Origin of the sequence: Streptomyces sp. NPDC058534, assembly GCF_042717365.1 — a bacterium.
Taxonomy (GTDB): Bacteria; Actinomycetota; Actinomycetes; order Streptomycetales; family Streptomycetaceae; genus Streptomyces.
On the sequence record NZ_JBHXNW010000002.1, the window covers coordinates 122,425 to 147,971 of the forward strand.

Genomic DNA, 25,547 nt, shown 5'->3' on the forward strand with positions numbered 1-25,547 from the left:
CGCCCCCCTGATCGAGGAACTGCTGCCCGACACGGTCGTCGTCGTGGAGGCGCACGGCCTCGACGACACCGGGCACCTCCCCCTCCACGCGGAGGAGGAGCCGCTGGTCGCGCGGGCGGTCGCCAAGCGGCGCCGCGAGTTCACCGTGGTCCGGTCCTGTGCGCGCCGGGCCATGGAGAAGCTGGGCGTGCCCCCGCAGCCCGTGCTGACCGGGGAACGCGGCGCGCCGCGCTGGCCGGCCGGGCTGACCGGGAGCATGACCCACTGCGACGGCTACTGCGCCGCCGCCCTCGTCCGTCTCACCGACCTGGCCTCCCTCGGCATCGACGCCGAACCCGACGGACCGCTCCCGGAGGGCGTCCTGGAGAGCGTGGCGCTGCCCGCCGAACTGGAGCGGCTGCGGCTGCTTGCCGAGCGGCGGCCCGGCGTCCACTGGGACCGGCTGCTGTTCAGCGCCAAGGAGTCGGTCTACAAGGCGTGGTTCCCCCTCACCGGGCGGTGGCTGGACTTCTCGGAGGCGGACATCGAGCTCACGGTGGACCCGGTCGATCCGCGCCGCGGCACCCTGCGTGCCGCCCTCCTCGTGCCGGGCCCGACCGTGGGCGGACGGCGCGTGACCCACTTCGACGGCCGCTGGAACGCCCGCGACGGCTTGGTCGCCACGGCGGTCACGGTGCCACACGCCTGAGGCGCGGGCCGCCCGGGATCCCGGGCCGAGGCCCGGATGCCGGGGCCACTGGGGCCCGAGGCTCAGCCCGCTTGGGCCCCGAGGCGTCCAGGCTCCTCTCGCCCAGGCTCCGAGGCGTCAAGGCTCCACCCGCCGTGGGGCCCGGGGCTTCAGAGGCGCCCGAGTCCGCGTGTCCGAGGCCCCGCGCCCGAGGCCCCGCACGTCCGGGGCCCGCGCGCCCGGCGTGTCCAGACTGCCGAGATCCGGGAGGGCGCCCAAGGGCCCCAGGGTCGTCATGAGCGCGGGCGCCAGCCGCGCACCAGCCGGAGGAACTCCTCCTCGTTCCCCGTCAGTCCCGCCGCCTCCAGCGCCCGGTCCGCCTCGGCGAGTACCGAGGGCGGGACGATCGGCGGGCGGCCGGCGCCGGGCGGTCCCGACGCGGTGTCGAAGCCGGCCCGCACCGTGTGCAGGAGGCGCAGATAGGCCTGAACGGCGGTGCGCTCGCGGTCGGTCAGTACGGTGGCGGTGGTCATCGGCCGGCTCTCCCCACAACGACGTCAGCGGTCAGGCGCCCCCGCACGGCGGCGGCACCCTTCCAGCTTGCCGTCCACCACTGACAATCCCGCGCCCCGCGCCCCCGGCACCGGCCGCTGGGGGCCGTCAGCCCAGGTAGCCGAGTGACGCGCCGATCCGCCCCGCCAGATGGTCCCGCTGCACCGGACCGCGCAGCGCCGAACCCGCCAGCCACGTCCGGCACTTGCTGGCCAGCAGCAGACCGAAGGCCTCCGCCTCCTTCTCCTCGGCGAGGTCGAAGTGGGAGCGCGCGGCGACCGCGCGCACGGTGGCGCGCAGCGCGTCCTCGCCCCGGTCCGCGCCGTCCCCGTCCAGCAGCCGGGCCGCCACCGTGGCCCCCTCGACGTGGTGTCCGCCGTGCCCGGCCTTCATGTGCCACAGCTCGTGTCCCAGGATCACCAACTGGTGTCCCGGCGCCGTGCGTTCCTCGACGACGACCAGGTCCCGGTCGGCCATGTCGAGCCACAGTCCGCTGGCGGTCCCGGGGGGAAAGGCGGCCATGCGGAACACCACGGGACGGCCCCGCCGCCGGCTCATCGCCTCGCACAGGGCCGCGTACAGCTCGGTGGGCCGCGCCGGTGCGGGGAGGGCCAGCTCCTCGACCAACTCGCCGCACAGACGGCGCATCTCCTTGCCGATCCCCACGGTTCTCCCCACGCTCACGACAGGCTCACGACTCGGGCCGTTTGACGCTCTCCAGGAGCATGTCCAGCCACTCGGCGACCTTGTCGCGGTGCTGGTCGGTGGGCAGTTGGGCGGCGCGCCAGGCGATGCCGCGCACCCCGTGGTCCTGCAGCAGCCGCTCCAGCGGGTCGCCGGCGACGGCCGCCGCCCTCCGCTCCCGGTCGGCGAGCTGCTGGAGCAACTCCTGCTCGGTGCGCTGAAGGGCGCCCACGAGCGCCTCGGGGTCCTCGGCCGTGAGGAACCCGGCGTGCACCCGGAAGAAGCGCTGGATGGCGTCGCAGTGCTCCATGGTCGGCCGCCGGTCGCCGTTGATGAGCGCGCCCGCCTGCTGCCGCGACATGCCGGCGCCGTCGGCGATCTCCTGCTGGGTGTACTTGCGGCCGTTCGGCTTCAGCCGGGTGCGGCGCAGCAGGTCGACGCGCTGCAGGAACCGCGTCTGCACATCGGGCTCGCCCGCCGGCCGCCCGCCGAGCAGGGCGCCGACCACGGGCTCGGGGACGCCGGAGGCCGCGGACAGCCGGCTGACGTCGAAGACCTCGGCGTGCGGCACACCGAGCCGCTCCGCGAGCGCGGCGACCCGGGCGACGACGGCGGCCGGCGCGGTGGCCGACATGGCGCCCGGATCCTCGAAGCCATCCGTCACCGACAGCTCCCCTATGTCTCTCACAGGCCTCACAGGCTTCTCACAAGCGGTTGCCGTGAACTCCCGGAGAGTAGCCTGCCGCTCGAACTCACATCCAGGTCTCGCCACAACTGTGGCCTATTTCAGTCGTCAACAGGCACGAAATGCCACGATAGTTGACACGCCTCGCGTCGGGGCGCCAGGATCGGGACGCCGCGAGAAGGCCGCATAGGCAAGAGGGGTGACCTCCCGATGGCATTTCAGGCAGGAGGGCAGCGGCCGGCGCCGCCGCCCGGCCCCGCGACCCCCGAGACCCAGGCGTATCTCCAGGACTACACCGCCCTCCTGGAGGCCGTGCCCTTCCCTTCTCTCGTCGTCGACCACCGCTGGGACGTGGTGCTGGCGAACGGCGCCTTCCGGACACTCTTCCGGGGCGCCGGACCGCACCCGACGGCCATGCCGGACGACAACTTCCTGCGCTTCGTACTGTTCCATCCGGACGCCGCCGAGGTCCTCGGCGAGCACGAGTCGAGCTGGTGCCTGCCCATGCTGGCGCACTTCGCCGCCGCCCTGGAGCGGTACGGCCACGACCCGGGCCTCCAGGCGGTGCGCCGCGACATCGCCCAGGACCCGATCATGGAGGCCGCCTACCGCCAGGGGCTGCCCCACTGGATCCGCGCCGTCGGCGCCCGGGCCGTCGAACACGACGGTGCCGTACGCCCGCTGCACCACCCCGACCCGCGCCGCGGCACCACCGAGTGCCGGGTCGTCGTCGAGACGCCCCCGGCGCTGGAGGAGTTGGGCTACACCCGGCTGACGCTCGTCCTGCGCGAGCCGCGCCGCACCCCGCACCGCCCGCCGCGTGCCCGCCGCGCCGCCGTCTCCCACCTGAGGGTCGTCCCCGTCGCCGAGTGAACGGCGGCACGGCTGCCCGCGGCACTGTTCCCAGACGCTGTGGTGTGTGACATAGTACTGCCGTGAAGGAGTCGCTGACCTGCGATGTCGTAGTGGTCGGAGCCGGGATGGTGGGCGCGGCCTGCGCCCTGTACGCCGCCCGTGAAGGGCTCGACGTGATCGTGGTGGACCGTGGCCATGTGGCCGGCGGCACCACCGGAGCGGGGGAGGGCAACCTCCTCGTCTCCGACAAGGAGCCCGGCCCCGAGCTGGACCTCGCCCTGCTCTCCGCCCGCCTGTGGACCGCGCTCGCCGGGGACCTGGGCCGGGAGGTCGAGTACGAGCCCAAGGGCGGTGTCGTCGTCGCCACTCCCGAGGCGCTGACCGGCCTGGAGACGTTCGCCGCGGGCCAGCGGGCGGCCGGGGTGGAGGCGGTGTCCGTGCCCGCCGACCGGCTGCACGACCTCGAACCCCATCTCGCCCCCGGCCTGGCCGGCGCCGTGCACTATCCGCAGGACGCCCAGGTCATGCCCGCCCTGGCCGCCGCCCACCTGCTGCGCGCGTCCGGTGCCCGGCTGCACACCGGCCTTACGGTGACCGGCTTCCTGCGCGCCCCGGGCGGCGCGGTGCGCGGGGTGCGCACCGACCGGGGCGAGCTGCACGCCCCGGCGGTCGTCAACGCGGCCGGGCCGTGGGGCGGCGAAGTGGCCGCGCTGGCGGGCGTACGGCTTCCGGTCCTGCCCCGGCGCGGCTACGTCCTCGTCACCGAACCGCTGCCGCCCCGCGTACGGCACAAGGTGTACGCCGCGGACTACGTCGCCGACGTCGCCAGCGACTCGGCGGCGCTGCAGACCTCGCCGGTGGTCGAGGGGACCGCCGCCGGGCCGGTCCTTGTCGGCGCCAGCCGGGAACGGGTCGGCTTCGACCGCTCCCTCTCCCTCCCGGCGCTGCGGGCCCTGGCCTCCGGCGCGACCCGGCTGTTCCCCTTCCTCGCACAGGTACGGGCCCTGCGCGCGTACGCCGGGTTCCGGCCGTACCTGCCCGACCACCTGCCGGCGATCGGCCCGGACCCCAGGGTGCCCGGCCTCTACCACGCGTGCGGGCACGAGGGCGCCGGAATCGGCCTGTCCACCGGCACCGGGCACCTGATCGCCGGGCTGCTGAGCGGCGTGCGGCCCGCCTTCGATCTCGCCCCGTTCCGTCCCGACCGTTTTCCCGAGGAGGTCCGGTGAATCCGCTGCGGCTGGTCCGGGCGCGGCCCGCGCCCCCCTTCACGGTCACCGTCGACGGCAGGCGGACCGAGGCGCTGCCCGGCCGGACGGTCGCCGCCGCGCTGTGGGCGGCCGGCATCACCTCCTGGCGCACCACACGGGGATCGGGCCGCCCGCGCGGGGTGTTCTGCGGGATCGGGGTGTGCTTCGACTGCCTGGTCACCGTCAACGACCGCCCGAACCAGCGGGCCTGCCTGGTGCCGGTGCGGCCCGGAGACGTGATCCGCACCCAGGAGGGTACGGGCCATGCGGACTGAACTCGTGGTCGTCGGGGCCGGTCCGGCCGGGCTCGCGGCGGCGCTGGCGGCGGACGCGCGAGGGGTACGGGTCACCGTCCTGGACGGCGCGGACCGGCCGGGCGGGCAGTACTTCCGGCAGCCCGCCGCCGAACTGGACGCCGGTCGGCCATGGGCGCTGCACCACCAGTGGCGCACCTGGGAGCGACTCCGGGACGGGCTCGCCGCCAGCGGCGTACGCGTCCTGACGGAGCATCATGTCTGGTACGTGGAGGCGCGCTCCGGTGCCTTCACCGTGCACGCGCTGCTCGGCCCCGAGCAGGAGGAGCCGGCCGCCGTGCACGCCGACGCGGTGCTGCTCGCCACCGGCGGCTACGAACACGTCCTGCCCTTCCCCGGCTGGACACTGCCCGGTGTCGTCACGGCCGGCGGCGCCCAGGCCATGCTCAAGGGCGGCCTCGTGGTGCCCGGCCGGACCGCCGTCGTCGCCGGCACCGGGCCGCTGCTGCTGCCCGTGTCCACCGGTCTCGCGGCGGCCGGGGTGCGGGTGGCGGCGCTCGTGGAGTCGGCCGACCCGCGGCACGTCGCCCGGCAGGCCCGTGCCCTGGCCGGCAAGTTCCCCGAGGCCGCCGGATACGCGGCCCGGCTCCTGCGTCACCGCGTCCGCCCCCGCACCCGGCACACCGTCGTCCGCGCCCACGGCGACGACCGCCTCACCGGTGTCACCGTCGCCGCCCTCGACACCGACGGACGCGTGCGGCGCGGCACCGGACGGTACCTGCCCTGCGACACCCTGGCCGTCGGCCACGGCATGCTCCCGCACACCGACCTCGCCGACGGGCTCGGCTGCCGCACCGACGGACCGACGGTGGCCGTCGACGCCGAGCAGCGCACCAGTGTCCCCGGCGTGTGGGCGGCGGGGGAGGCCACCGGTGTCGGCGGCGCCCAGCTCGCCCTCGCCGAGGGCCACATCGCCGGACGCTCGATCGCCGCCCGGCTGCGCGGCACCGAGCCCGACCCTGCCGGATGGGCACCGGCCGCCAGGACCCGGACGCGGCTGCTGCGGTCCGCGGCCGCCCTCGCCGCCGCCTTCACCCCGACCGCCGCCTGGACCGGGCAGATCACCGACGACACCCTCGTCTGCCGCTGCGAGGAGGTCACCGCCGGTGCCGTCCGCGAGGCCGTCGGCGAGCTGGGCGCGGGCGACGTCCGCACCGTGAAGCTGCTGACCCGGGCCGGGATGGGCTGGTGCCAGGGCCGGATGTGCGGCGCCGCCGTCGCCGGCCTCCTCGGGTGCGAACCCGCCCCCTCCCGACGCACCTTCGCCCGCCCCGTACCACTGGGCGTCCTCGCCCGGCCGGAGCCCGAACAGCGAGAAGAAGAACCCGAACCGCGAGAAGAAGACCCCGAACCGCGAGAAGAAGACCCCGAACAGCCCGAGAGAGGACCCTCATGACCGACCACCGTCCCTGGCGCGGCGTCCTCGTCGCCACCGCGCTCCCGCTGCACGACGACCTCTCCGTCGACCACGACGCCTACGCCGAGCACTGCGCCTGGCTCGTCGCCAACGGCTGCGACGGCGTCGTGCCCAACGGCTCCCTCGGCGAGTACCAGGTGCTCACCCCCGAGGAGCGCACCCGGGTCGTGGAGACCGCCGTCGCCGCCGTCGGCGGGCAGCGCGTCATGCCCGGCGTCGCCGCCTACGGGTCCGCCGAGGCCCGCTGCTGGGCCGAGCAGGCGGGCGAGGCGGGCTGCGGGGCGGTGATGCTGCTGCCGCCCAACGCCTACCGCGCCGACGAGCGTTCCGTCCTCGCCCACTATGCCGAGGTCGCACGGACCGGGCTGCCGGTCGTCGCCTACAACAACCCCATCGACACCAAGGTCGACCTCGTGCCCGAGCTGCTGGCCCGACTGCACGGCGAGGGACACGTCCAGGGCGTGAAGGAGTTCTCCGGCGACGTCCGCCGGGCCTACCGCATCGCCGAACTCGCCCCCGACCTCGACCTCTTGGCCGGCGCCGACGACGTCCTGCTGGAGCTGGCGATCGCCGGGGCGAAGGGCTGGATCGCCGGATACCCCAACGCCCTGCCCGCCGCCTGCGTCGAGCTGTACCGCGCGGCCGTCGCCGGCGACCTGGCCACGGCCGACCGGCTGTACCGGGAGCTGCATCCACTGCTGCGCTGGGACTCGAAGGTCGAGTTCGTCCAGGCCATCAAGGTCTCCATGGACCTGGCCGGACGGCGCGGCGGCCCCTGCCGGCCACCCCGCGTGCCGCTGCTGCCCGCGCAGGAGGCCGCCGTCCGCGCCGCCACCGAGAAGGCCCTCGCGGCCGGACTGGCGTAGCGGAAGCGTCAGGAAGGGGAGCACCATGCGCAGCAAGCTCGTCCTGCACGCCGTCGACTCGCACACCGAGGGCATGCCCACCCGGGTGATCACCGGCGGCATCGGCACCATCCCCGGCGCGACCATGAACGAACGGCGGCTGTACTTCCGCGAACACCGGGACGACGTCAAGCGGTTGCTGATGAACGAGCCGCGCGGCCACGCCGCCATGAGCGGCGCGATCCTTCAGCCTCCCACCCGGAGCGACTGCGACTGGGGCGTCGTCTACATCGAGGTCTCCGGCTACCTCCCCATGTGCGGCCACGGCACGATCGGCGTGGCGACCGTCCTGGTGGAGACCGGCATGGTCGAGGTCGTCGAACCCGTCACCACCATCCGCCTCGACACCCCCGCCGGGGTCGTCGTAGCGGAGGTCGCCGTGGAGGGCGGCGCGGCCAGGGCGGTGACCCTGCGGAACGTGCCGTCCTTCGCCGTCGGCCTCGACCGCGAGGTGACCCTGCCCGACGGCCGGACGGTGACGTACGACCTCGCCTACGGCGGGAACTTCTACGCGATCCTGCCGTTGGAGCGGCTCGGGCTGCCCTTCGACCGGTCCCGCAAGGACGACATCCTCGCCGCCGGTCTGTCCCTGATGGCGGCGATCAACGCCGAGGGCGAACCCGTACACCCCGACGACCCGTCCATCCACGGCTGCCACCATGTCCAGGTGACCGCACCCGACTCCACCGCCCGCCACTCCCGGCACGCCATGGTGATCCACCCCGGCTGGTTCGACCGCTCACCCTGCGGCACCGGCACCAGCGCCCGCATGGCCCAGCTGCACGCCCGGGGCGAACTCCCGCCGCACACCGAGTTCGTGAACGAGTCCTTCATCGGCACCCGGTTCACCGGCCGGCTGCTGGGCACGACCGAGGTCGCCGGGCACCCGGCCGTCCTGCCCAGCTTCACCGGCCGCGCCTGGATCACCGGCACCGCCCAGTACCTGCTGGACCCCGAGGACCCCTTCCCGGCGGGGTTCGTGCTGTGAACGCCACCGGTCCCGCGCTGCCCGTCCTCGGCAGCCGCAAGCCCAGCCACCGCGAGCGGGTCGTCGAGGCGCTGCGCGCCGCCCTGATCGCGGGCGAACTGCGCCCCGGCGAGGTCTACTCGGCGCCCGGCCTCGCCGCCCGCTTCGGCGTCTCCGCCACCCCCGTCCGGGAGGCGATGCTCGACCTGGTCAGGGAGGGCCTGGTCGACACCGTGCCCAACAAGGGGTTCCGGGTCACCGCCGTCTCCGAACGGCAGCTCGACGAGTACACCCACATCCGCTCGCTGATCGAGATCCCGACCACCACCGGGCTCGCCACCACCGCCGACACCGTCGCGCTCCAAGCCCTGCGCCCCGTCGCCGAGGAGATCGTCACCTCCGCACTGGCCGGCGACCTCATCGCGTACGTCGACGCGGACCTGCGCTTCCACCTGGGCCTGCTGGAACTCGCGGGCAACGCCCACCTGGTGGAGGTCGTACGGGACCTGCGCCGGCGGTCCCGGCTGTACGGGCTGACGGCGCTGGTGGAGCAGGGGCGCCTCCAGGCGTCGGCGGAGGAGCACCTGGAGATCCTCGACGCGCTGCTCGCCCGCGACGAGGAGGCCGTGCGCGCGGTGATGACGCGGCACCTGGGACACGTACGGGGGCTGTGGGCGGCCCCCGGTCAGTGAGACGGCGGCGCGTCGGTCTTCGCGGGACCGGGCGTCCCCCGTTTCGCCGCCTGGATCTGCTCGTACACATGGGTGCGCAGCTCGGCGAAGCGCGGGGACACCCGGGTGTGCACCTGGTCCCGCTCGGCCGGCAGGCCGACCTCGACCTGCTCGCGTACGACCGTGGGGGAGGCGGACAGCACCACCACCCGTTCGCCCAGGTAGACGGCCTCGTCGATGTCGTGGGTGACAAACAGCACGGTGATCCCGCGCTCCCGCCACAGCCGCCGCACCAGGTCCTCCAGGTCGGCGCGGGTCTGGGCGTCGACCGCCGCGAACGGCTCGTCCATCAGCAGCACCCCGGGTTCGTACGCCAGCGCCCGCGCGATGGCCACCCGCTGCTGCATGCCGCCGGACAGCTGCCAGGGGTAGGCCCCGGCGGCGTCCGCGAGGCCGACCGAGGCCAGCGCGTCCGCGACCAGTTCCCGGCGCCGCGCCCTGCCCAGGTCCTTCTGTCTCAGGGGAAGTTCGACGTTCTCGCCGACCCGCATCCACGGGAAGAGGCTGTGCCCGTACTCCTGGAAGACGAACGCCATGCCGGGCGGCGGGCCGTTCACCCTCCGGCCCGCCAGGAACACCTCCCCGGCCGTCGGTTCGAGCAGCCCGCCCACACACTTCAGCAGCGTCGTCTTGCCGCAGCCCGACGGGCCGACCAGACAGACCAGTTCCCCCGCCGCCACGCTGAAGGTCAGGTCGCGCACCGCCTCGACGCGCCGCCCCGATCCCTCGTACACCTTCCTCAGGCCGCGTACGTCGAGCATGGACCGCCCTTTCGGAGACGTCACCGGGACCGCCGGGCGGCGGCGCGCAGGCCGTGGTACCAGCCGAGCGCCCGCCGTTCGACCAGCTGGAAGAGGACCGAGAGCACGAAGCCGAGCAGACCGAGCAGCAGGATGCCGGTCCACATGCCGGGGATCGCGAAGGACCGCTGGAACTGCACGATGGTGAAGCCGAGCCCGTTGCTCGCGGCGAACATCTCGCTGATCACCATCAGGATGATGCCGATCGACAGCGCCTGCCGCAGACCCGCGAAGATCTGCGGACTCGCCGCACGCAGCACCACGTGCCGCAACCGCGCGACGCCCGTGATGCCGTAGCACCGGGCGGTCTCCGCCATCACCGCGTCGACCGCCCGGACGCCCTCCACCGTGTTGAGCAGCACCGGCCAGACACAGCCGGCCGCGATGACGACGATCTTCATGGTGTCGCCGATGCCCGCGAACAGCATGATCACCGGCACCAGCACCGGCGGCGGCACCGCGCGAAGGAACTCCAGCACCGGCTCGCACACCGCCCGCACCCGCCGGTGGGAGCCGATCAGGGTGCCGGCCGCCACGCCCACGACGGCCGCGAGCGCGTAACCCGCCGCGAGCCTGAGGACGCTGGGCAGCACGTCACCGCGCCAGCGCTCGCCCGTCCACACCTCCGGGAAGGACTCCAGGATGGTGCGCAGCGGCGGCCAGTACACGTCCTCGCTGCCGGCCGAGGACACCCACCAGACGGCCACAAGGACCAGCGGCAGCGCGAGCGCGAACACCAGCCGGGACAGCACCCGCCTCACACCGCCACCTCCCCGCGCACCGACTGGTGCCAGGCCAGCGCCCGCCGCTCCACCGACCGGGCCCCCACGTTGATCAGCAGCCCGAGCAGACCGGCCACGACGATCAGCGCGTACATCTCGGGCACCGCCTGCGAGGTCTGCGCGACGGCGATCCGGGCGCCGAGCCCCGGCGCGCCGATGACGAGTTCGGCGGTGATGGCGAGGATCAGCGCGACGGCCGCCGCCAGCCGCACCCCGGTCATCACGTACGGCAGCGCGGTCGGCCACAGCACGTGCCGGATCCGCGCCCAGGTGCCCAGACCGTAGGACCGTGCCGTCTCCTCGGCGACCGGGTCCACGTCCCGGACGCCGTACAGGACCTGGATCAGCACCTGCCAGAAGGCGGCGTACACGACCAGGAGCAGCACCGACCGCAGTCCGGTGCCGTACAGCAGCACCGCCAGCGGGATCAGCGCGACCGACGGGATCGGGCGCAGGAACTCGATCGTGGACGCCGTGGCCTCGCGCAGGTACGGCACCACGGAGAGGACCACGCCGGTGACGATCCCGGCGACGGCCGCGATCGCGAGGCCCAGCGCCCAGCCGGTGAGGGTGTCGCCGAGCGCCGTCCAGAAGGCGCCGTCCGCGACCTCGGTGCCGAGCGCGCCGGCGATGCGGCTGGTGGGCGGGAAGTAGTCCTTCTTGACCAGGCCGAGCCGCGGCACCGCCTCGCCCAGGGCGAGGAAGGCCGCGAGCCCTGCCGCACCGAGTACGGCGTCGCCGCCCCTCACGGCAGCAGCTTGTCCAGGTCCGGCGTCTGCTCGAACAGGCCGTCCGCCTCGCCGAGCCTCGCCAGTTCCTCGATGGCGGCGCGGTTCGGTTCGGCCGGCCACTTCGGCAGGGTCACCTTCGCCAGCACGTCCGCCGGGATCTTGGTGTACGTGGTGACGATCTCGCGCACCTCGTCCGGGTGGGCGTCGGCGTAGGCGAGGGACTCGGCGGTGGCCTCCTGGAACTTCTGCACCATCTTCGGGTGTTCCTGCGCGTACTTGGTGGAGGTGAAGTACATGGCGACGGTGAGCTTCGGCGCGACGTCGATCATGGGGGAGGCGATCTCCCGGCCGCCCTGGCTCTTGACGGTGGCCAGCGCCGGTTCCACCACCATCGCCGCGTCGATCCGCCCGGCATCGAGCGCGGCCGGCATCTGGTCGAAGGCCAGTTCGACCAGCTCCACCTTGTCGGGGTCGCCGCCCGCCTTGCGCACCGAGGCCCGTACCGCGGTCTCGTTGATGTTCTTCAGCGTGTTGATGGCGACCTTCTTGCCCTCCAGGTCCTTCGGCGACTTGACGGGGCTGTCGCCCTTGACGGTCAGCGCCTCGAAGTCCTCTCCCACCACGCCGGTCGAGGCGATGCCGTTCGCCACCGCCTTCACGGGCACCTTGTTCGACTGGGCGATCATCAGGGAGGTCATGTTGCTGAATCCGAAGTCGAGCTGCCCGCTGACCACGCCGGGCACGATCGCCGCGCCGCCCTGCGCGCTGGAGAACGACAGCTTCAGCCCGCGCTCCTCGAAGAAGCCCTTCTTCTGCCCCAGGTACAGGGGCGCGACATCGACGATCGGGATGAGGCCCACCTCGACGGAGATGGTGCCGCCGGACGAGCCCGCCCCGTCCGGGCCCCCGGAGTCGTCGGACGAGCCGCACGCCGTCGCGGCGGTCAGGACGGACACGGCCGTGAGGCCGACGAACAGACGACGCATGGCTCCTCCTGTGGGACCGGACCGGGTGCTCCGACAGGCTGTGCGCAGACAGCACGAACGTGCTCAGCGGGAACGTAGGGCCGCCGGGGAGCCCGGGTCAATGGCCTTGTCACGATGGGCCGTTGAGGATTCAACCCCGGCTCGTTGACAGTGCGCGAGGCGCACTCATAGCGTGCGCAGCGCGTACGGTCGTTCGTGCAGCCCGTCCCGCCGCGCGGCTCGCCGTGCGGCCTTCGCCGGAGGCCAGATGTCCGAAGACGCGCCCCGCGCCCCGCACTTCGTGAAGTCCTTCGAACGCGGCCTGGCCGTCATCCGGGCCTTCGACGCCGACCATCCCGCCCTGACCCTGAGCGAGGTCGCCCGCGGCTGCGACCTGACCCGCGCCGCCGCCCGGCGCTTCCTCCTCACCCTGGCCGACCTCGGCTACGTCCACACCGACGGCCGGCGCTTCCGCCTCACCCCGCGGGTGCTGGAGCTGGGCTACTCCTATCTGGCGGGCTTCACCCTGGCGCAGCTCGCCGAGCCGTACCTGGAGCAACTGGTGGCGCAGGTGAGGGAGTCGTCCTCGCTGTGCGTCCTGGACGGCGACGACGTCGTGTACGTCGCACGGGTGCCGACCAGCCGCATCATGACCGCGTCGATCACCGTCGGCACCCGCTTCCCGGCGCACCTGACCTCGGTGGGCCGCGTGATCCTCGCCGATCTGCCGGACGCCGAGATCGAGACCCGGCTGGCCCGCGCCGATCTGCGCCCGCACACCGCCCGCACCCTCGCCTCCGTGGACGCCCTGCGCGCCGAACTGCGCCGGGTGCGCCGCCAGGGCTACGCGCTGGTCGACCAGGAGCTGGAGGACGGCCTCAGATCCGTCGCCGCACCGGTGCGCGACCGGGACGGCGAGGTGCTGGCCGGCGTGAACATCGCGGTGCACGCCGGCCGCAACTCCCTGGAGTCGGTGCGCCGCGACCTGCTGCCGCACCTCCTGGCGGCCGTCGCCCGGATCGACGCCGACCTGCGGATCACAGGTCCAGCACGAGCCGCCGGCCACGACACCGGGACACGCAGATGAGCATCGTCTCCCCGGCCGCCCGCTCCTCCTCGGTGAGCACCGAGTCCCGGTGCTCGGGCTCGCCCGCCACGACCTCGGTCTCACAGGTGCCACAGGTGCCCTCCGTACAGGAGAACAGCACCTCGACGCCGGCTCCGCGCACCGCGTCCAGGACCGACACGTCCGGTGGCACGGCGACCGTGCGGCCGCTGCGGGCCAGCACCACCTCGAACCCCGGGTCCGGACCGGCCGGTTGCGCCTCCCCGGGGGAGAACCGCTCCACGCGCAGCCTCCCCGCCGGGCAGCGCGCCCCGACCGCGTCCAGCAGCGGACCGGGCCCGCAGCAGTAGACGAGGGTGTCCCCGGGCACGTCCTCGACCACGGGGGCGAGGTCCAGCCGGCCAGACTCGTCCTCGGGAACGAGCGTGACCCGGTCGCCGTACCGCCGCAGCTCACCGGTGAACGCCATGCTGTCCCGGGTGCGTCCGCCGTACAGCAGGCTCCACTCGGCGCCCGCCTCCTCGGCGGCGGCCAGCATCGGCAGGATCGGGGTGATGCCGATGCCTCCGGCGACGAAGCGGTAGCGGCGGGCGGGCTCCAGCCGGAAGTGGTTGCGGGGCCCGCGTACCCGGACCCGGTCGCCCACCTTCAACTCTTGGTGCGCGTAGGCCGATCCGCCCCGGCCGGCGCGCTCGCGCAGCACCGCGATCCGCCACACCGCCCGGTCGGCCGGGTCGCCGCACAGCGAGTACTGCCGTTCCAGGCCCGGGGCGAGGACGACGTCGACATGCGCGCCCGGCTCCCAGCGCGGCAGCTCCTCGCCCAGGGGGTGGCGCACGGTCAGGGCGAGCACGCCGTCCGCCGCCACATCCCGGTGGGCGACGACGAGTTCGGCCTCGTACAAGGTCATGAGCCGCTTCCCCCGGGATGGTGTCCTCGCGGGTGCCCGAGCATCCACTCCCACATCGCGACCGGATCCTCCGCTGTGTGCTCGGCGCCGCAGTGACAGGTGCCGTGCAGGACGTCGGTGCCCGGCAGCCAGTCGACGCGGTACACGTCGCCGGTGCGCGCGCTCACCGGGCCGCCCGCTCCGCCGGCCGCCCGCCCTCGGCGGCCAGCCGGGCCAGGATGCGGCGGGCGGCGAGGCCGCCGGTGTCGATGTTGATGCTCAGCTCCTGGTAGCCGGTGCGCTCGGTGCCGAGCGTGCGCTGGAGCAGGTTGAGCGCGTCCACGTCCTGCATGACGACCGTGTGGTTGTTCTTCCGCAGGAACTCGGTGACCTCGGCGTCGTCCGTCGCCCAGTCCCGGGAGACCGCCCAGAAGTCGTACACCTTTCCGTCGGCGGACGGCGTGATGGCGTAGGTGATCTCCGTGTGGAAGCCGTCCGGGTCGCCGCCGTCGGGCGCGGGCGGTACACCGGTCGGGGCGACCCTGCTGTGCAGCAGGTACAGGCACGGCGCGTGGTACTCGATGTCCTGCCAGCGGTCGATGCGGCCGCGCACGCCGGTGGACTTCGCGTAGAACGGCGGGCATTCGGCGTCGTCCATGTGCCGGCTCACCCGGACGATCCCGGCGCCCTCGTCGACCTCCGTGCTGATCGGCGTCTCAGCCACCTCGGGTGTACCGATGTAGCCGCCGTGCAGGTACGTCTCGTGCGACAGGTCGAGGAGGTTGTCGACCAGCAGTCCGTAGTCGGCGTCGATCGGCTCCATGCCGCGGACCGTGACCCAGCCGGGGGAGTCCAGGTGCCGGGCGCGCGGTATCGCCTCCGGATCGGCCGCGGCGGGGTCGCCGATCCACACCCACACCAGGGAGTCCCGCTCGGCCACCGGGTAGGAGGCGACGCGGGCGGTGCGCGGGACGCGTTTCTGGCCCGGCACGTACACGCAGGTGCCGCTCGGGTCGTAGGTGAAGCCGTGGTACCCGCACACGATCCTGTCCCCGTCCAGCCGTGTCGGCGCCTCGGAGAGCGGAAAGCGGCGGTGCACGCAGCGGTCGTGCAGGGCGACCGGGGCGCCGTCCTCCGTGCGGTAGAGGACCAGGGACTCACCGAGAATCGTGCGTCCCAGCAACTCCCGCCCCACCTCGTGGCGGTAGGCGGCGACGTACCACTGGTTCCTGGCGAAGGCGGTCATGTGCGGCATGGGCGGCTCCCGTCGTCCTCGACGTCGTGTGGCTCTCACCCTGGCGACGCGGCCCGGCACCGGCAAGCAGACTTCCGCCCGGCGGAAACCCCGACCCTCGCCCTCCCGTCCCGCGAAGTTACCTGTGCGTTCCGCACATCGGAGTGATGACAGCGGTAACTGTCCGGGGCGGTACGCCGCGTGACAGCGTCATCCCCGTCAGCGACCGGCGGAGGGAGAAGGCGTGAACAAGGGCTACGCCGTGTACTGCGACGCGGATCCGTCCTTCTACGACGCTCCGCACCGCATGGCTCTGCGGACCGGCACCCGGCACGCCCGGTACGCCGCGGCCTCCTCGCCGCTGCCGACGGGGTGGCAGCGCAACGAGAGCGGGGACTGGCTCGCCCTCCGTCCGGTCGAGACCGACCTGCCCGACCAGGGGTGGAAGATCCACGTCTCCGCCTGCCTCGACAACGCGGAGTCCGTGCTGGAGCGCGTCCTGCGGCACTGCGTCGACGGGGGCACGGCCTTCAAGTTCGTGCCCAGCCGCTACCTGCTGCACCAGCGCAACGCGAAGTACGCGGACCGCGCCGGCAGCGGCAAGTTCATCACCGTGTACCCGGCGGACGAGGCGGCGTTCGAACGGCTCGTGGGGGAGCTGTCCGACCTGCTGGCCGGCGAACCCGGACCGCACATCCTGAGCGACCTGCGGATCGGCGACGGCCCCGTGCACGTCCGGTACGGCGGCTTCACCCGCCGCAACTGCTACGACGCGGACGGCGAGCTGCGGCCGGCGGTGACCGGGCCCGACGGCGTCCTGGTGCCCGACCTGCGCGGCCCGGTCTTCCGGGTGCCGGACTGGGTGAACCCGCCCGCCTTCCTGCGCCCGCACCTCGACGCCCGCTCCGCGGTGACCCTGGCCGAGCTGCCCTACACCATCGAGTCGGCGCTGCACTTCTCCAACGGCGGCGGTGTCTACCTCGCCCGGGACAGCCGCACCGGCGAGCAGGTCGTCCTCAAGGAGGCCCGTCCGCACGCCGGTCTCGCGGCCGACGGGGCCGACGCCGTGACCCGGCTGCACCGCGAACGCCGGGCGCTGGAACTGCTGTCGGGCCTCGGCTGCACGCCCGAGGTGCGCGACCACCTCACGATCGGGGAACACCACTTCCTCGTCATGGAGTACCTCGACGGCAAGCCGCTCAACACGTTCTTCGCCCGCCGCCATCCGCTCATCGAGGCCGACCCGGACGAGCGAAGACTGGCCGAGTACACCGCCTGGGCCCTGGACGTCCACGCGCGGGTGGAACGCGCCGTCCAGGACGTGCACGCCCGGGGCGTGGTCTTCAACGACCTGCATCTGTTCAACATCATGATCCGCGAGGACGACAGCGTCGCCCTGCTGGACTTCGAGGCCGCGCACCACGTCGACGAACCGGGCCGGCAGACCGTGGCGAACCCGGGGTTCGTGGCCCCCGCCGACCGGCGGGGCGTGGCCGTGGACCGGTACGCGCTGGCCTGCCTGCGGCTCGCGCTGTTCCTCCCGCTCACCAGCCTGCTGGCACTCGACCGGCGCAAGGCGGCCCACCTCGCCGACATCGTGGCCGAACAGTTCCCGGTGGACCGGGCCTTCCTGGACGCGGCGGTCGACGAGATCACGGCCGGCGCCGACGGCGTCCCCGCGGCGCGCCGGGCGGCCGGGCCGGTGGCGCCGGTCCGCCCGGACGACTGGCCCCGCAGCCGGGACTCGATGGCCGAGGCCGTCCGCGCCTCCGCGACGCCGTCCCGCACGGACCGCCTCTACCCCGGCGACATCGCGCAGTTCGCCACCGCCGGCGGCGGACTCGCCTTCGGCCACGGAGCGGCGGGGGTGCTGTACGCCCTGGCCGAGACCGGGGCGGGCAGGGACGAGGACGGGGAGCAGTGGCTGCTGGAGCGGACCAAGCAACCGCCCTCGGGCATGCCGCTCGGCTTCCACGACGGGCTCGCCGGAATCGCCTGGACCCTCGACCGCCTCGGCCACCGCGACCGCGCGCTCGACCTCGCCGAACTCCTCCTCGACCAGCCCCTCGACAACCTGGCCCCCGACCTGCACAGCGGCACCGCCGGCCTGGGCCTGGCCCTGGACTCGCTCGCCGCCACCACCGGGGAGAGCGCGCTGCGCACGGCTGCCCTGCGCTGCGCCGACCTGGCGGCCGACGGCGCGCGGGCCACGGCGGAGAAGCCCGGCCGGACCCGCGCCGGACTGCTGTACGGCGCCTCGGGACGCGCCCTGCTCTTCCTGCGGCTCTACGAACGCACCCGGGACGGCGCCCTGCTCGACCTCGCCCGCGACGCGCTGCGCCAGGACCTCGCCCAATGCGTCCGCGGCGCGGGCGGCGCGCTCCAGGTCGACGAGGGCTGGCGCACCATGCCCTACCTCGGCGCGGGCAGCGTGGGCATCGGCATGGTCCTCGACGACTACCTGACGCACCGCGAGGACGAGGAGTTCGAGCGGGCGCGGAACGAGATCGTGGCCGCGGCCCAGGCCATGTTCTACGCCCAGCCGGGCCTCTACCGGGGCGTTGCCGGAATGGTGCTCCACCTCGGCCGCACCACGGCCACGGCACCCGGCACCGGCCCCGAGGCCCTCCGGCGCCAGCTCGACGCGCTGTCCTGGCACGCCATGTCCTACCGCGACCGGCTCGCCTTCCCGGGTGAGCAGATGATGCGGCTGTCCATGGACCTCTCCACCGGAACGGCCGGATGCCTGCTGGCCGTCGCCTCCGTCCTCGGCGACGCGCCCATCGGCCTGCCGTTCCTGCCGCCGCCGCGCACGAGCAGCGGCCCTCCGACTCGGCCCCACCAGGGGTCGTGAAAAAGCACACCCGTTGCCGTACGAAGGGAAATGTCATGAACCTGTTTGACCTGCAGTCGATGGAGACCCCCAAGGAAGAGGCCATGGGCGACGTCGAGACCGGCGGCAGCCGCGCGAGCCTGCTGCTCTGCGGCGACAGCAGCCTGAGCGTCACGACCTGTAACTGACGCCGGAGTTGACCGCCGCGGCGGCATGGTGAGCCGTGTCGCCCGGCACTGGCGCCCCGGGTTCTCTCCCGGGGCGCCGACGCCTGCCCGCGCACCTCAAGGCGGTACGGCCCCCGGGGTGCGCGACCGGTGTCCCGGGACGGTGGGACGGACGGAAGGTCGTGGCTGGTGCGAACGAGCAGGTCCCGGGCGCGGCGGGCGCCCGAGGCGCGGGACGGGAGCGACGCCGCGGATCCCGGGCGCACGCCGGAGGTACTGGTGCTGCTGTGCTCGGTCGCGGCGGCCCTGACGGCGGTGGCCCAGCCGGTCGTCCTCGGCCACACACTCGACTTGATGCTGCGCGACGGCTACGGCGACGCCGGCCCCTGGCTCGCGCTGAGCGCCGGGCTGCTCCTGGGCGAACTGCTCCTCGACAGCCTGACCGCGCTGTTCACCGGAGGCTGCAACGCCGCATGGACGGCGTCCGTCCGCTCCCGGGCCCTCACCGGTCTGCTGGGCGCCGTACCGGACCGCGTCCGGCCGTATCCGCCGGGGGACGTCGGAACCCGCCTGACCCTCAACGCCGCCGACGCGGGCGGCGCCCCGGCGGCCCGGGCGGCCCTGGCGGCCTCGCTGGTCACCCCGCTGGGCGCCCTCGTGGCGCTGGCCTTCGTCGACGTGTGGGTGGCCGCGTGCGTGTGCGCCGGTCTGCCCGCCCTGGCACTGGTGCTGCGGACCTTCGCCCGCGACACCGGCGCCTCGGTGGCCGCCTACCAGCGCACCCAGTCCAGGATCGCGTCGGGACTGCTGGAGGCCCTGGAGGGCACGGCGACGATCGGCGCCGCGGGGACCGGTGACCGGGAACGCGCCCGGGTGCTGGCGCCGTTGGCGGAACTCGCCGCCCAGGGCCGGCACATGTGGGCCCTGCACGGACGGGCGCTGGGCAGGAGCGGTGTCCTGGTGCCGCTGCTGACCCTGGTCGCCACGGGGGTCGGCGGACTGCGCCTGGCCGCCGGGGACCTGAGCGTGGGGGAGCTGCTCGCCGCCGGCCGGTACGCACAGCTCACGGCCGGCGTCGGCGGCGCCGCGTCACTCCTGGGCGCGATCGTGCGGGGCCGCGAGGCACGCAAGCGGACCCTCGAGCTGGAACGGCTGCCCGCGCTGTCCCACGGGACGGGGCGCCTGCCCCCGACCGGCACGGGCGAACTCGAACTGCGCGGTGTGCGCGTGGTGCGCGACGGCAGAGAGGTGCTGCGCGCCGACCACGTGCGGGTGCCGGGCGGCAGCACGGTCGCGGTGGTCGGCCGCAGCGGGGCGGGCAAGACCGTTCTGGCGGCCGTGGCGGGGCGGCTGATCGATCCCGACGAGGGACAGGTGCTGCTGGACGGTGTCCCCCTCGACCGGCTGACGCGCGAGGCGTTGCGCACCGAGGTGGCCTTCGCCTTCGAACGCCCGGCACTGGGCGACGGCACGGTCGCCGAAGCGGTCGCCTCCGGGGCGCGGCAGCCGTCCCCCGGACAGGTACGGCAAGCGGCCCGGGCGGCGGGTGCCGACGGCTTCGTACGCCGGTTGCCGCACGGTTACGACACGCCGCTGGCGGGGGCGCCGCTCTCCGGTGGTGAGCACCAACGTCTGGGCCTGGCACGGGCGTTCGCACAGGCCGGGCGGCTCCTGGTGATGGACGACGCGACGTCGAGTCTGGACACCGCCACGGAGCACGAGGTGAACCTCGCACTGCGCCGCTCGGTGCGGCCCGGGACCAGGCTCGTGATCGCGCACCGCCCGTCGGTGGCGGCCCGGGCGGATCTGGTGCTCTGGCTGGAGGAGGGGGGCGTGCGGGCCGTCGGGACGCACCACGACCTGTGGCGGACGGAGGACTACCGGGCGGTCTTCGGCGCCGCCGGCACCACGGCCGCGGAGCCGCGCGTGGGGCCCGTACGCCGACCCGAGCGCGAGCCCGCGTCCGAGCCCGAGCCCGAGCCCGAGGAGGCACGGCCGTGACGTCCGGATCCGCATCCGCGGGGGACCGCCGCACGCACGCACCGGCCGACGACGGGTCGGGCGCCCTGCGCCGTGTCCTGCCGCCGGCGCGCCGCTTCCTCGCCCGGCGCAAGGGCGTGCTGGCGCGGCTCGGGCTCTGGTCGCTGGTGGAGTCGGCGCAGGCGTTCCTGGTGGGTTTCGCGGTCGCCCACGCCGTCGACGAGGGCTTTCTCGCCGGTGAAACGCGCCGGGGGCTGCTGTGGCTCGCGGTCGCCCTGGTCGCCGTACTGTCCGGCGCTCCGGTCGTGCGAGGAGTGTTCGCGCAGCTCGCCGGGTTGACGGAGCCGCTGCGGGACGGTCTGGTGCGGCGTGCGGTCGACCGGTCCATGGCCCTGGCGGCCCTCGGCGGGCCCGGCGGAACGGACCGGGCGGCCGTGTCCCGGCTGACCAACCAGGTCGAGATCGCCCGGGACAGCTTCGCCGGTCTCGTCCTCACCCTGCGCTCGTTCGTCTTCACCGCCGCGGGAGCCCTGATCGGCCTGCTGTCCCTGCATCCGGCGCTGCTCCTGGTGGTCCTGCCGCCACTGGCGGTCGGTCTCGCGCTGTTCCTGGCCACGCTGCGGCCCATGGCGGCGGCCCAACGCCGCGCCCTGGCCGCCGACGAGGCGCTCGGCGACCACGCGACCCGGTCACGTGCCGCCCTGCGGGACCTCACCGCCTGCGGGACCGGGCCCGAGACGGAACAGCGCGGCGCGGAACTGGTCGCCGACGCCGCCGCGACGGCCCGGACCCTGGCTCGCTGGGCGGCGGTGCGCACGACGGCGCTCGGCGTCGCGGGCAACCTGCCCGTACTGGCGCTGCTGGTGGCGGTGCCCTGGCTGCGTGGGCGGGGCGTGACGGCCGGGGCGCTGCTGGGCGCGTTCACCTACCTCGTCCAGTCCCTGCTGCCCGCCCTGCACACGCTGATGACCGCCCTGGGCGCGGCGGGAGCGCGCCTGCTGGTCGTCCTCGACCGGATCCTCGGCCCCACGCCGGGGGCGGAGGCGGAGGCCACGCCTCCGTCCGCCGCCGGCACCGACCCCCGCCCACCGGCCCTCGGCGGACGCCCGGCACCCCGTCGGCCGGCCCCGGCGGTGGAACTGCGGTCCGTCACCCTGTCCTACGGCGTCCGCGCGGAGCCGGTGCTCGACTCGCTCGACCTGCGCGTCGCCCAGGGCGAACACCTCGCCGTCGTCGGACCGAGCGGCATCGGCAAGTCGACCCTCACCCGCCTCGTCGCGGGGACACTCGCGCCGAGCGGCGGCCAGGTCCGGGTGGCCGGGCAGGCGGTGACCGGGCGCGCCGCCGCCGAACTCGCCGCCCTGCGCGCGCTGGTCCCGCAGGAGGCGTACGTCTTCACCGGCACCGTCGGCGACAATCTCGCGTACTTCCGCCCGGACGCGGGCCGGGCGGAGCTGGACGCCGCCGTCCGGGAACTCGGGCTGCGGCCGCTGGTCGAGCGCCTGGGCGGGCTCGACGGTCCGGTGCGGCCCGCCGAACTGACCCACGCGGAGCGGCAACTCGTCGCGCTGGCCCGCGCGTACCTGTCACCCTCCCCCCTGCTGCTGCTCGACGAGGCCACCTGCCATCTCGACCCGGCCGCGGAGGCCCGCGCGGAGGAGGCCCTGGCCCGGCGGCCGGGCACGCTGGTGGTGGTGGCGCACCGTCTGTCGTCGGCGGTCCGGGCCGACCGGGTGCTGGTGCTGGACGGCGTGGCGGCGGTGTGCGGCACGCACGAGGAGGTGCTGGACCGTTCGCCGCTCTACCGCGACCTGACGGGCCACTGGCGTGGAGAGCCGCTGCGGCGGCCGTGACCGCCGACGTCCGTGCGGGCCGCGGTCACCGGACCGTGCGGCAGCGTCACGTCCAGCCGGCGCTCTGGACGATGCGTATCGCGTCGACCCGGTTGCGGGCGCCCACCTTCCGGATCGCCGTGGCCATGTAGTTGCGGACCGTTCCCCGCGACAGGTGCAGCCGCGCGGCGATCTCGGCGATCGGCGCCCCCTGGGAGGCCAGGGACAGCACGCCCAGTTCGCGGGTGGTCAGCGGCATCTCCGCGCCCTGCAGCAGCGCCACGGTGAGGGTCTCGTCCAGGAAGCGGTCCCCCTTGGCGACCGTGTGCACCGCCGTGATCAGCCGATGGGCCGGGGCGTTCTTGTCCACCAGCCCGAGAGCACCCCCTTCGAACGCCCGGCGCAGCACCCCCGGCCGCTTGGCGGTCGCCAGGACGACGAGCCGGTCTCCGTACCGGCCCCGCAGGCGCTTCCCCCGCACCTCGTCCGGTCCCTGGAGGCACTCGCCGTCCACGACACACACGTCGGCCGGTAACGCCTCGGCGTCCGGTGTCTCGGTGTCGGGACACAGGGCCGAGACCTCCAGCGCGTCGTCGGATCTCAGCAGTTGTGCCAGCGCCGACCGCAGCAGTTCCTCGTCGTGCACCACGACCGTACGAACCATCTCCCCCACCCCTTGTCGCGGCCGTCTCGTTCGAACGGCCGATAGCCACGCGTCCCCGCGCCACGAGGCCATCTGCCCTGATCTGTGCGGGTGGAACACGGGGCGTACGCACGTGCGAACCACACCCGAGTCAATTCGCCGTTGTCGGCGCCCTGTCAGGGGCGGAACGGCGGCGTCCGCCTGGGCGAACAAGGCGGAGAACACACCAATCCGCACCCGGCCGCACTCCGTAAAGAGTCCGGCGGTCCGCCGCCGTGCGCACGCCGCCGGCCCTGGCATCCTGGCCACGGTGGCACACCGCCCCCACGGGGCCGCCCTGTCCGCGAAAACGACCGAATCGAACGGGCGTTCGCTAGAGTCGGAATCGGCCGGAAACCGTCGTCGCCCAATTTGGCGCGAAATCCACCGCCCCGCCCGGACGTCTTCCCTTGACCGCTCGGCCCGACGGTGGGCGCGGGGGACTGTCGGTGGGTGCCCCTGGTCTTTCGCCAACGTCACAGCGGGGCGCCCCGATTCGGGTCGCCGGACGCGCTGTGCCGTGTTCCCGGCAGCGGAGAGGCCCCGCGGCACTGCGCCAGGTCGACGAAGGCACCGCGGCGGCCCTGCTCGCGGCGGCCGTCGCGGAGGCGCCCGGGGACCAGCCCGACGGCCGGGACGGGCTGCCCTGCGTCTGGTCCACGACGGCCCGTTCGCCGAGCTGCTCGCCGACCCCGGGAACCCGGTGGCCGGCGAACGCGACCCGGACGGCCTCTGGTGGCCGCAGGACCCGGCCCGGTCCGTCCCCGGCCTGGTCGTCGAGGTGGCCGCACGGCACGGCGTCGGCGAGGACGCCGCCGTCCTCTACCTGATGCTGCTCGCCATGCCGGACCCCACCGACCGCACCACCGCGCGGTGGACCGGCTGGGGCGTCCGGCGCGGCGGCACCGCCCGGCTGCGGGCCGCCCGCGCCGAACTCGCGGCCACCGACCTCGTACTGGAGGGCAGCCGCTCCAAGGCCGGACGCTCGCTGTTCCTCCCCGGCGGGTGGACCCGGCTCGCGAACCCGCACCTCCCGCTGGAGCGGTGGAAGCTGCCGCTGTACCGACCTGCTTGACGGCGAGTCGCCCGTCCTGGGCGTCGTCGTCCCCGCCCGGCCCGTGGCCGACGTGTACCGCGAGGCGTGGCGGCGGGTCGTGGCCGGCAGGGCCCGCGGCCGGAGGAACCGGAGGTGCCGCGACCGCGCACACGTTGGCGCTGAGTTCCGCCGTGGCGGGGCGCTGCCGTCCACCGGCGTCAGCGCTCCAGCTCTTTGTGCGCCGTCTCCGGCAGCCGCAGGTACACCAGCGAGGACAGCAGGCACAGGACGGCGACGTACCAGGGGAACAGCCCGGAATGGCCCAGGTCCTTGAAGAGCGTGCCCACGTAGGGTGCCGTGCCGCCGAACAGGGCGACCGTGAGCGAGTACGGGAAACCGATGCCGGCCGCCCGCACCCGGGGCGGGAAGATCTCGGCGTTGACCGCGGCGCTGATGGAGGTGAAGCCGGTCAGCAGGATCATGCCCGCGCACTGCACGAGCAGCAGGACGGCGAAGGAGTCCCGCAGGGAGTGCAGCAGCGGCACACTCAGCAGGGCGAACCCCACGCCGAAGAAGAGCAGCAGCGGGCGGCGCCCGAAGCGGTCGGAGAGCATGCCGCCGAGCGGCTGGAGCAGCGCGAAGAAGGCCAGCGAGATGGTGCCCGCGAGCAGCGCGTCCGACTTGGCGAGGCCCGTGTTGAGTTCGGCGTAGGTCGGCAGGTACGACGTCCAGGTGTAGTAGGCGATGGTGCCGCCCGCCGTGATGCCGCAGATCAGCAGCGACTCGCGCGGGTGCCGCCGCAGCGCCTCGAACAGGCCCGGACGCGTGCCCTTCCGCTGCTCCTCGCTGCGGGTCTCCTGCGCGCCCTGCCGGATCCAGAAGCCGACCAGACTGAGCACCGCCCCGAGGACGAAGGGGACGCGCCAGCCCCAGCCGTTCATCCGCTCCTCGCTCAGCGTGTTCACCAGCACCGTCGCGACACCGGAGGCGACGAGCTGCCCGGCCGTCGTCGAGACGTACTGGAAACTGGAGAACAGGCCGCGCCGTCCCGGCCCCGCCGACTCCACCAGGAAGGTCGTCGAGGCCGCGAACTCGCCGCCCACCGACAGCCCCTGGAGCAGCCGTGCGACCACCAGCACCACCGGGGCCAGCACACCGGCCGCCGCGTAGGTCGGGGTCAGGCCGACCAGCAGGCTGCTGCCGCCCATCAGCAGGATGGTGACCGTCAGCGCGGCGCGCCGGCCGCGCCGGTCCGCGATCGCGCCCATCAGCAGCCCGCCCACGGGCCGCATGAAGAAGCCCACGGCGAACACCGCGAACGTCGACAGCAGCGGCACCAGTGAGTTGTCCGCGCTCTCGGGGAAGACCTGGTCGGCGATGTAGGTGGCCAGGAAGGTGTACGCGTACCAGTCGTACCACTCCACGGCGTTGCCCACCGAGGCGGCGAGGAGCTGGCGGACGGGCCTTCGGGCCGGGGGTGCTTCCGTGTGCATGCCTGTCATGATCGCGACCATCCCCGGGTG

Annotated in this window: 25 protein-coding genes and 1 pseudogene; 14 read left to right on the top strand and 12 right to left on the bottom strand. The window is 74.2% G+C overall.

The window, feature by feature from the left end; all coding sequences use genetic code 11:
- The first annotated feature begins 7 nt into the window (after positions 1 to 7).
- Positions 8 to 688 carry a 4'-phosphopantetheinyl transferase gene (locus tag ACFWR9_RS01560; protein WP_383833994.1) on the top strand — a complete coding sequence of 227 codons (681 nt, stop codon included), beginning with the start codon at positions 8 to 10 and terminating at the stop codon, positions 686 to 688.
- Between the two features lie 272 nt (positions 689 to 960).
- Here the strand turns inward: ACFWR9_RS01560 and ACFWR9_RS01565 are convergent, their stop codons facing one another.
- The 3 genes from ACFWR9_RS01565 to ACFWR9_RS01575 form a co-directional block, all read right to left on the bottom strand.
- Positions 961 to 1,200, bottom strand: coding sequence for a hypothetical protein (locus ACFWR9_RS01565; RefSeq protein ID WP_383833775.1), 240 nt, complete (start codon positions 1,198 to 1,200; stop codon positions 961 to 963).
- Positions 1,201 to 1,327: 127 nt separating this feature from the next.
- Complete coding sequence (locus ACFWR9_RS01570; RefSeq protein ID WP_383833996.1) at positions 1,328 to 1,867, bottom strand: toxin-antitoxin system, toxin component; 540 nt, start codon at positions 1,865 to 1,867, stop codon at positions 1,328 to 1,330.
- Between the two features lie 43 nt (positions 1,868 to 1,910).
- Positions 1,911 to 2,567, bottom strand: a complete 657-nt coding sequence (locus tag ACFWR9_RS01575) for a helix-turn-helix domain-containing protein (RefSeq protein WP_383833778.1) — start codon at positions 2,565 to 2,567, stop codon at positions 1,911 to 1,913.
- Positions 2,568 to 2,798: 231 nt separating this feature from the next.
- On the opposite strand from ACFWR9_RS01575, the gene ACFWR9_RS01580 reads away from it, so the two are divergent.
- From ACFWR9_RS01580 to ACFWR9_RS01610, 7 genes are all read left to right on the top strand, one after another.
- On the top strand, positions 2,799 to 3,461 hold the full coding sequence (locus ACFWR9_RS01580; RefSeq protein ID WP_383833781.1) for a hypothetical protein: 663 nt from the start codon (positions 2,799 to 2,801) through the stop codon (positions 3,459 to 3,461).
- A gap of 62 nt (positions 3,462 to 3,523) precedes the next feature.
- A complete protein-coding gene (locus ACFWR9_RS01585) occupies positions 3,524 to 4,672 on the top strand; it encodes an NAD(P)/FAD-dependent oxidoreductase (protein ID WP_383833783.1) in 1,149 nt (382 codons plus the stop codon).
- Positions 4,669 to 4,968 (top strand): (2Fe-2S)-binding protein, encoded by a 300-nt coding sequence (locus ACFWR9_RS01590; RefSeq protein WP_383833786.1) that lies wholly within the window; start codon positions 4,669 to 4,671, stop codon positions 4,966 to 4,968. The genes ACFWR9_RS01585 and ACFWR9_RS01590 overlap by 4 nt, the downstream gene beginning before the upstream one ends.
- A complete protein-coding gene (locus tag ACFWR9_RS01595; RefSeq protein WP_383833789.1) occupies positions 4,958 to 6,403 on the top strand; it encodes an NAD(P)/FAD-dependent oxidoreductase in 1,446 nt (481 codons plus the stop codon). Before ACFWR9_RS01590 ends, ACFWR9_RS01595 begins: the two co-directional genes overlap by 11 nt.
- On the top strand, positions 6,400 to 7,290 hold the full coding sequence (locus ACFWR9_RS01600; protein ID WP_383833792.1) for a dihydrodipicolinate synthase family protein: 891 nt from the start codon (positions 6,400 to 6,402) through the stop codon (positions 7,288 to 7,290). Before ACFWR9_RS01595 ends, ACFWR9_RS01600 begins: the two co-directional genes overlap by 4 nt.
- A 25-nt stretch (positions 7,291 to 7,315) precedes the next feature.
- Complete coding sequence (locus ACFWR9_RS01605; protein ID WP_383833795.1) at positions 7,316 to 8,317, top strand: proline racemase family protein; 1,002 nt, start codon at positions 7,316 to 7,318, stop codon at positions 8,315 to 8,317.
- Positions 8,314 to 8,988, top strand: a complete 675-nt coding sequence (locus tag ACFWR9_RS01610; RefSeq protein WP_383833798.1) for a GntR family transcriptional regulator — start codon at positions 8,314 to 8,316, stop codon at positions 8,986 to 8,988. The genes ACFWR9_RS01605 and ACFWR9_RS01610 overlap by 4 nt, the downstream gene beginning before the upstream one ends.
- On the opposite strand, the gene ACFWR9_RS01615 is transcribed toward ACFWR9_RS01610, so the two are convergent.
- Genes ACFWR9_RS01615 through ACFWR9_RS01630 form a run of 4 tightly spaced genes read right to left on the bottom strand, consistent with a single transcriptional unit; the run spans position 8,982 to position 12,326 of the window.
- Positions 8,982 to 9,788 (bottom strand): ABC transporter ATP-binding protein, encoded by an 807-nt coding sequence (locus tag ACFWR9_RS01615; protein ID WP_383833801.1) that lies wholly within the window; start codon positions 9,786 to 9,788, stop codon positions 8,982 to 8,984. The genes ACFWR9_RS01610 and ACFWR9_RS01615 overlap by 7 nt on opposite strands.
- Positions 9,789 to 9,808: 20 nt before the next feature.
- Entirely contained in the window at positions 9,809 to 10,588 is a 780-nt protein-coding gene (locus tag ACFWR9_RS01620; RefSeq protein WP_383833803.1) for an ABC transporter permease, read from the bottom strand.
- A complete protein-coding gene (locus ACFWR9_RS01625) occupies positions 10,585 to 11,358 on the bottom strand; it encodes an ABC transporter permease (RefSeq protein ID WP_383833806.1) in 774 nt (257 codons plus the stop codon). Before ACFWR9_RS01625 ends, ACFWR9_RS01620 begins: the two co-directional genes overlap by 4 nt.
- Positions 11,355 to 12,326 (bottom strand): ABC transporter substrate-binding protein, encoded by a 972-nt coding sequence (locus ACFWR9_RS01630; RefSeq protein WP_383833809.1) that lies wholly within the window; start codon positions 12,324 to 12,326, stop codon positions 11,355 to 11,357. The genes ACFWR9_RS01625 and ACFWR9_RS01630 overlap by 4 nt, the downstream gene beginning before the upstream one ends.
- A gap of 247 nt (positions 12,327 to 12,573) precedes the next feature.
- Here ACFWR9_RS01630 and ACFWR9_RS01635 point away from each other — a divergent pair, with 247 nt between their 5' ends.
- The gene (locus ACFWR9_RS01635) at positions 12,574 to 13,392 is read left to right on the top strand and encodes an IclR family transcriptional regulator C-terminal domain-containing protein (protein WP_383833812.1); all 819 of its coding nucleotides are present in this window, start codon (positions 12,574 to 12,576) and stop codon (positions 13,390 to 13,392) included.
- On the opposite strand, the gene ACFWR9_RS01640 is transcribed toward ACFWR9_RS01635, so the two are convergent.
- Genes ACFWR9_RS01640 through ACFWR9_RS01650 form a run of 3 tightly spaced genes read right to left on the bottom strand, consistent with a single transcriptional unit; the run spans position 13,343 to position 15,515 of the window.
- A complete protein-coding gene (locus tag ACFWR9_RS01640) occupies positions 13,343 to 14,281 on the bottom strand; it encodes a PDR/VanB family oxidoreductase (RefSeq protein WP_383833815.1) in 939 nt (312 codons plus the stop codon). The genes ACFWR9_RS01635 and ACFWR9_RS01640 overlap by 50 nt on opposite strands.
- On the bottom strand, positions 14,278 to 14,448 hold the full coding sequence (locus tag ACFWR9_RS01645; RefSeq protein WP_383833818.1) for a hypothetical protein: 171 nt from the start codon (positions 14,446 to 14,448) through the stop codon (positions 14,278 to 14,280). The genes ACFWR9_RS01640 and ACFWR9_RS01645 overlap by 4 nt, the downstream gene beginning before the upstream one ends.
- On the bottom strand, positions 14,445 to 15,515 hold the full coding sequence (locus ACFWR9_RS01650) for a Rieske 2Fe-2S domain-containing protein (RefSeq protein ID WP_383833821.1): 1,071 nt from the start codon (positions 15,513 to 15,515) through the stop codon (positions 14,445 to 14,447). The genes ACFWR9_RS01645 and ACFWR9_RS01650 overlap by 4 nt, the downstream gene beginning before the upstream one ends.
- A gap of 223 nt (positions 15,516 to 15,738) precedes the next feature.
- Here ACFWR9_RS01650 and lanKC point away from each other — a divergent pair, with 223 nt between their 5' ends.
- From lanKC to ACFWR9_RS01670, 4 genes are all read left to right on the top strand, one after another.
- Positions 15,739 to 18,348, top strand: a complete 2,610-nt coding sequence (lanKC, locus tag ACFWR9_RS01655; protein WP_383833824.1) for a class III lanthionine synthetase LanKC — start codon at positions 15,739 to 15,741, stop codon at positions 18,346 to 18,348.
- 35 nt (positions 18,349 to 18,383) lie between these two features.
- Complete coding sequence (locus tag ACFWR9_RS01660) at positions 18,384 to 18,515, top strand: SapB/AmfS family lanthipeptide (RefSeq protein ID WP_161328993.1); 132 nt, start codon at positions 18,384 to 18,386, stop codon at positions 18,513 to 18,515.
- 168 nt (positions 18,516 to 18,683) lie between these two features.
- Positions 18,684 to 20,495 carry an ABC transporter ATP-binding protein gene (locus ACFWR9_RS01665; RefSeq protein ID WP_383833828.1) on the top strand — a complete coding sequence of 604 codons (1,812 nt, stop codon included), beginning with the start codon at positions 18,684 to 18,686 and terminating at the stop codon, positions 20,493 to 20,495.
- Positions 20,492 to 22,327: an ATP-binding cassette domain-containing protein gene (locus ACFWR9_RS01670; protein ID WP_383833831.1), complete on the top strand. Its 1,836-nt coding sequence runs from the start codon at positions 20,492 to 20,494 to the stop codon at positions 22,325 to 22,327. Before ACFWR9_RS01665 ends, ACFWR9_RS01670 begins: the two co-directional genes overlap by 4 nt.
- A 46-nt stretch (positions 22,328 to 22,373) precedes the next feature.
- Here the strand turns inward: ACFWR9_RS01670 and ACFWR9_RS01675 are convergent, their stop codons facing one another.
- Positions 22,374 to 22,979, bottom strand: coding sequence for a LuxR C-terminal-related transcriptional regulator (locus ACFWR9_RS01675; RefSeq protein ID WP_383833834.1), 606 nt, complete (start codon positions 22,977 to 22,979; stop codon positions 22,374 to 22,376).
- 652 nt (positions 22,980 to 23,631) lie between these two features.
- Here ACFWR9_RS01675 and ACFWR9_RS01680 point away from each other — a divergent pair.
- Positions 23,632 to 24,207, top strand: a pseudogene (locus ACFWR9_RS01680) (DNA-binding protein); the annotation flags it as partial.
- Positions 24,208 to 24,242: 35 nt separating this feature from the next.
- On the opposite strand, the gene ACFWR9_RS01685 reads toward ACFWR9_RS01680, so the two are convergent.
- Positions 24,243 to 25,538: an MFS transporter gene (locus ACFWR9_RS01685; protein WP_383833837.1), complete on the bottom strand. Its 1,296-nt coding sequence runs from the start codon at positions 25,536 to 25,538 to the stop codon at positions 24,243 to 24,245.
- Between the last annotated feature and the right edge of the window lie 9 nt (positions 25,539 to 25,547).

Coding starts and splice junctions, on each gene's coding strand:
- ACFWR9_RS01565 (WP_383833775.1), bottom strand. CDS start 1,200: ATGACCACCGCCACCGTACTGACCGACCGCGAGCGCACCGCCGTTCAG.
- ACFWR9_RS01570 (WP_383833996.1), bottom strand. CDS start 1,867: ATGCGCCGTCTGTGCGGCGAGTTGGTCGAGGAGCTGGCCCTCCCCGCA.
- ACFWR9_RS01580 (WP_383833781.1), top strand. CDS start 2,799: ATGGCATTTCAGGCAGGAGGGCAGCGGCCGGCGCCGCCGCCCGGCCCC.
- ACFWR9_RS01595 (WP_383833789.1), top strand. CDS start 4,958: ATGCGGACTGAACTCGTGGTCGTCGGGGCCGGTCCGGCCGGGCTCGCG.
- ACFWR9_RS01600 (WP_383833792.1), top strand. CDS start 6,400: ATGACCGACCACCGTCCCTGGCGCGGCGTCCTCGTCGCCACCGCGCTC.
- ACFWR9_RS01605 (WP_383833795.1), top strand. CDS start 7,316: ATGCGCAGCAAGCTCGTCCTGCACGCCGTCGACTCGCACACCGAGGGC.
- ACFWR9_RS01615 (WP_383833801.1), bottom strand. CDS start 9,788: ATGCTCGACGTACGCGGCCTGAGGAAGGTGTACGAGGGATCGGGGCGG.
- ACFWR9_RS01630 (WP_383833809.1), bottom strand. CDS start 12,326: ATGCGTCGTCTGTTCGTCGGCCTCACGGCCGTGTCCGTCCTGACCGCC.
- ACFWR9_RS01635 (WP_383833812.1), top strand. CDS start 12,574: ATGTCCGAAGACGCGCCCCGCGCCCCGCACTTCGTGAAGTCCTTCGAA.
- ACFWR9_RS01640 (WP_383833815.1), bottom strand. CDS start 14,281: ATGACCTTGTACGAGGCCGAACTCGTCGTCGCCCACCGGGATGTGGCG.
- ACFWR9_RS01650 (WP_383833821.1), bottom strand. CDS start 15,515: ATGCCGCACATGACCGCCTTCGCCAGGAACCAGTGGTACGTCGCCGCC.
- ACFWR9_RS01660 (WP_161328993.1), top strand. CDS start 18,384: ATGAACCTGTTTGACCTGCAGTCGATGGAGACCCCCAAGGAAGAGGCC.
- ACFWR9_RS01685 (WP_383833837.1), bottom strand. CDS start 25,538: ATGGTCGCGATCATGACAGGCATGCACACGGAAGCACCCCCGGCCCGA.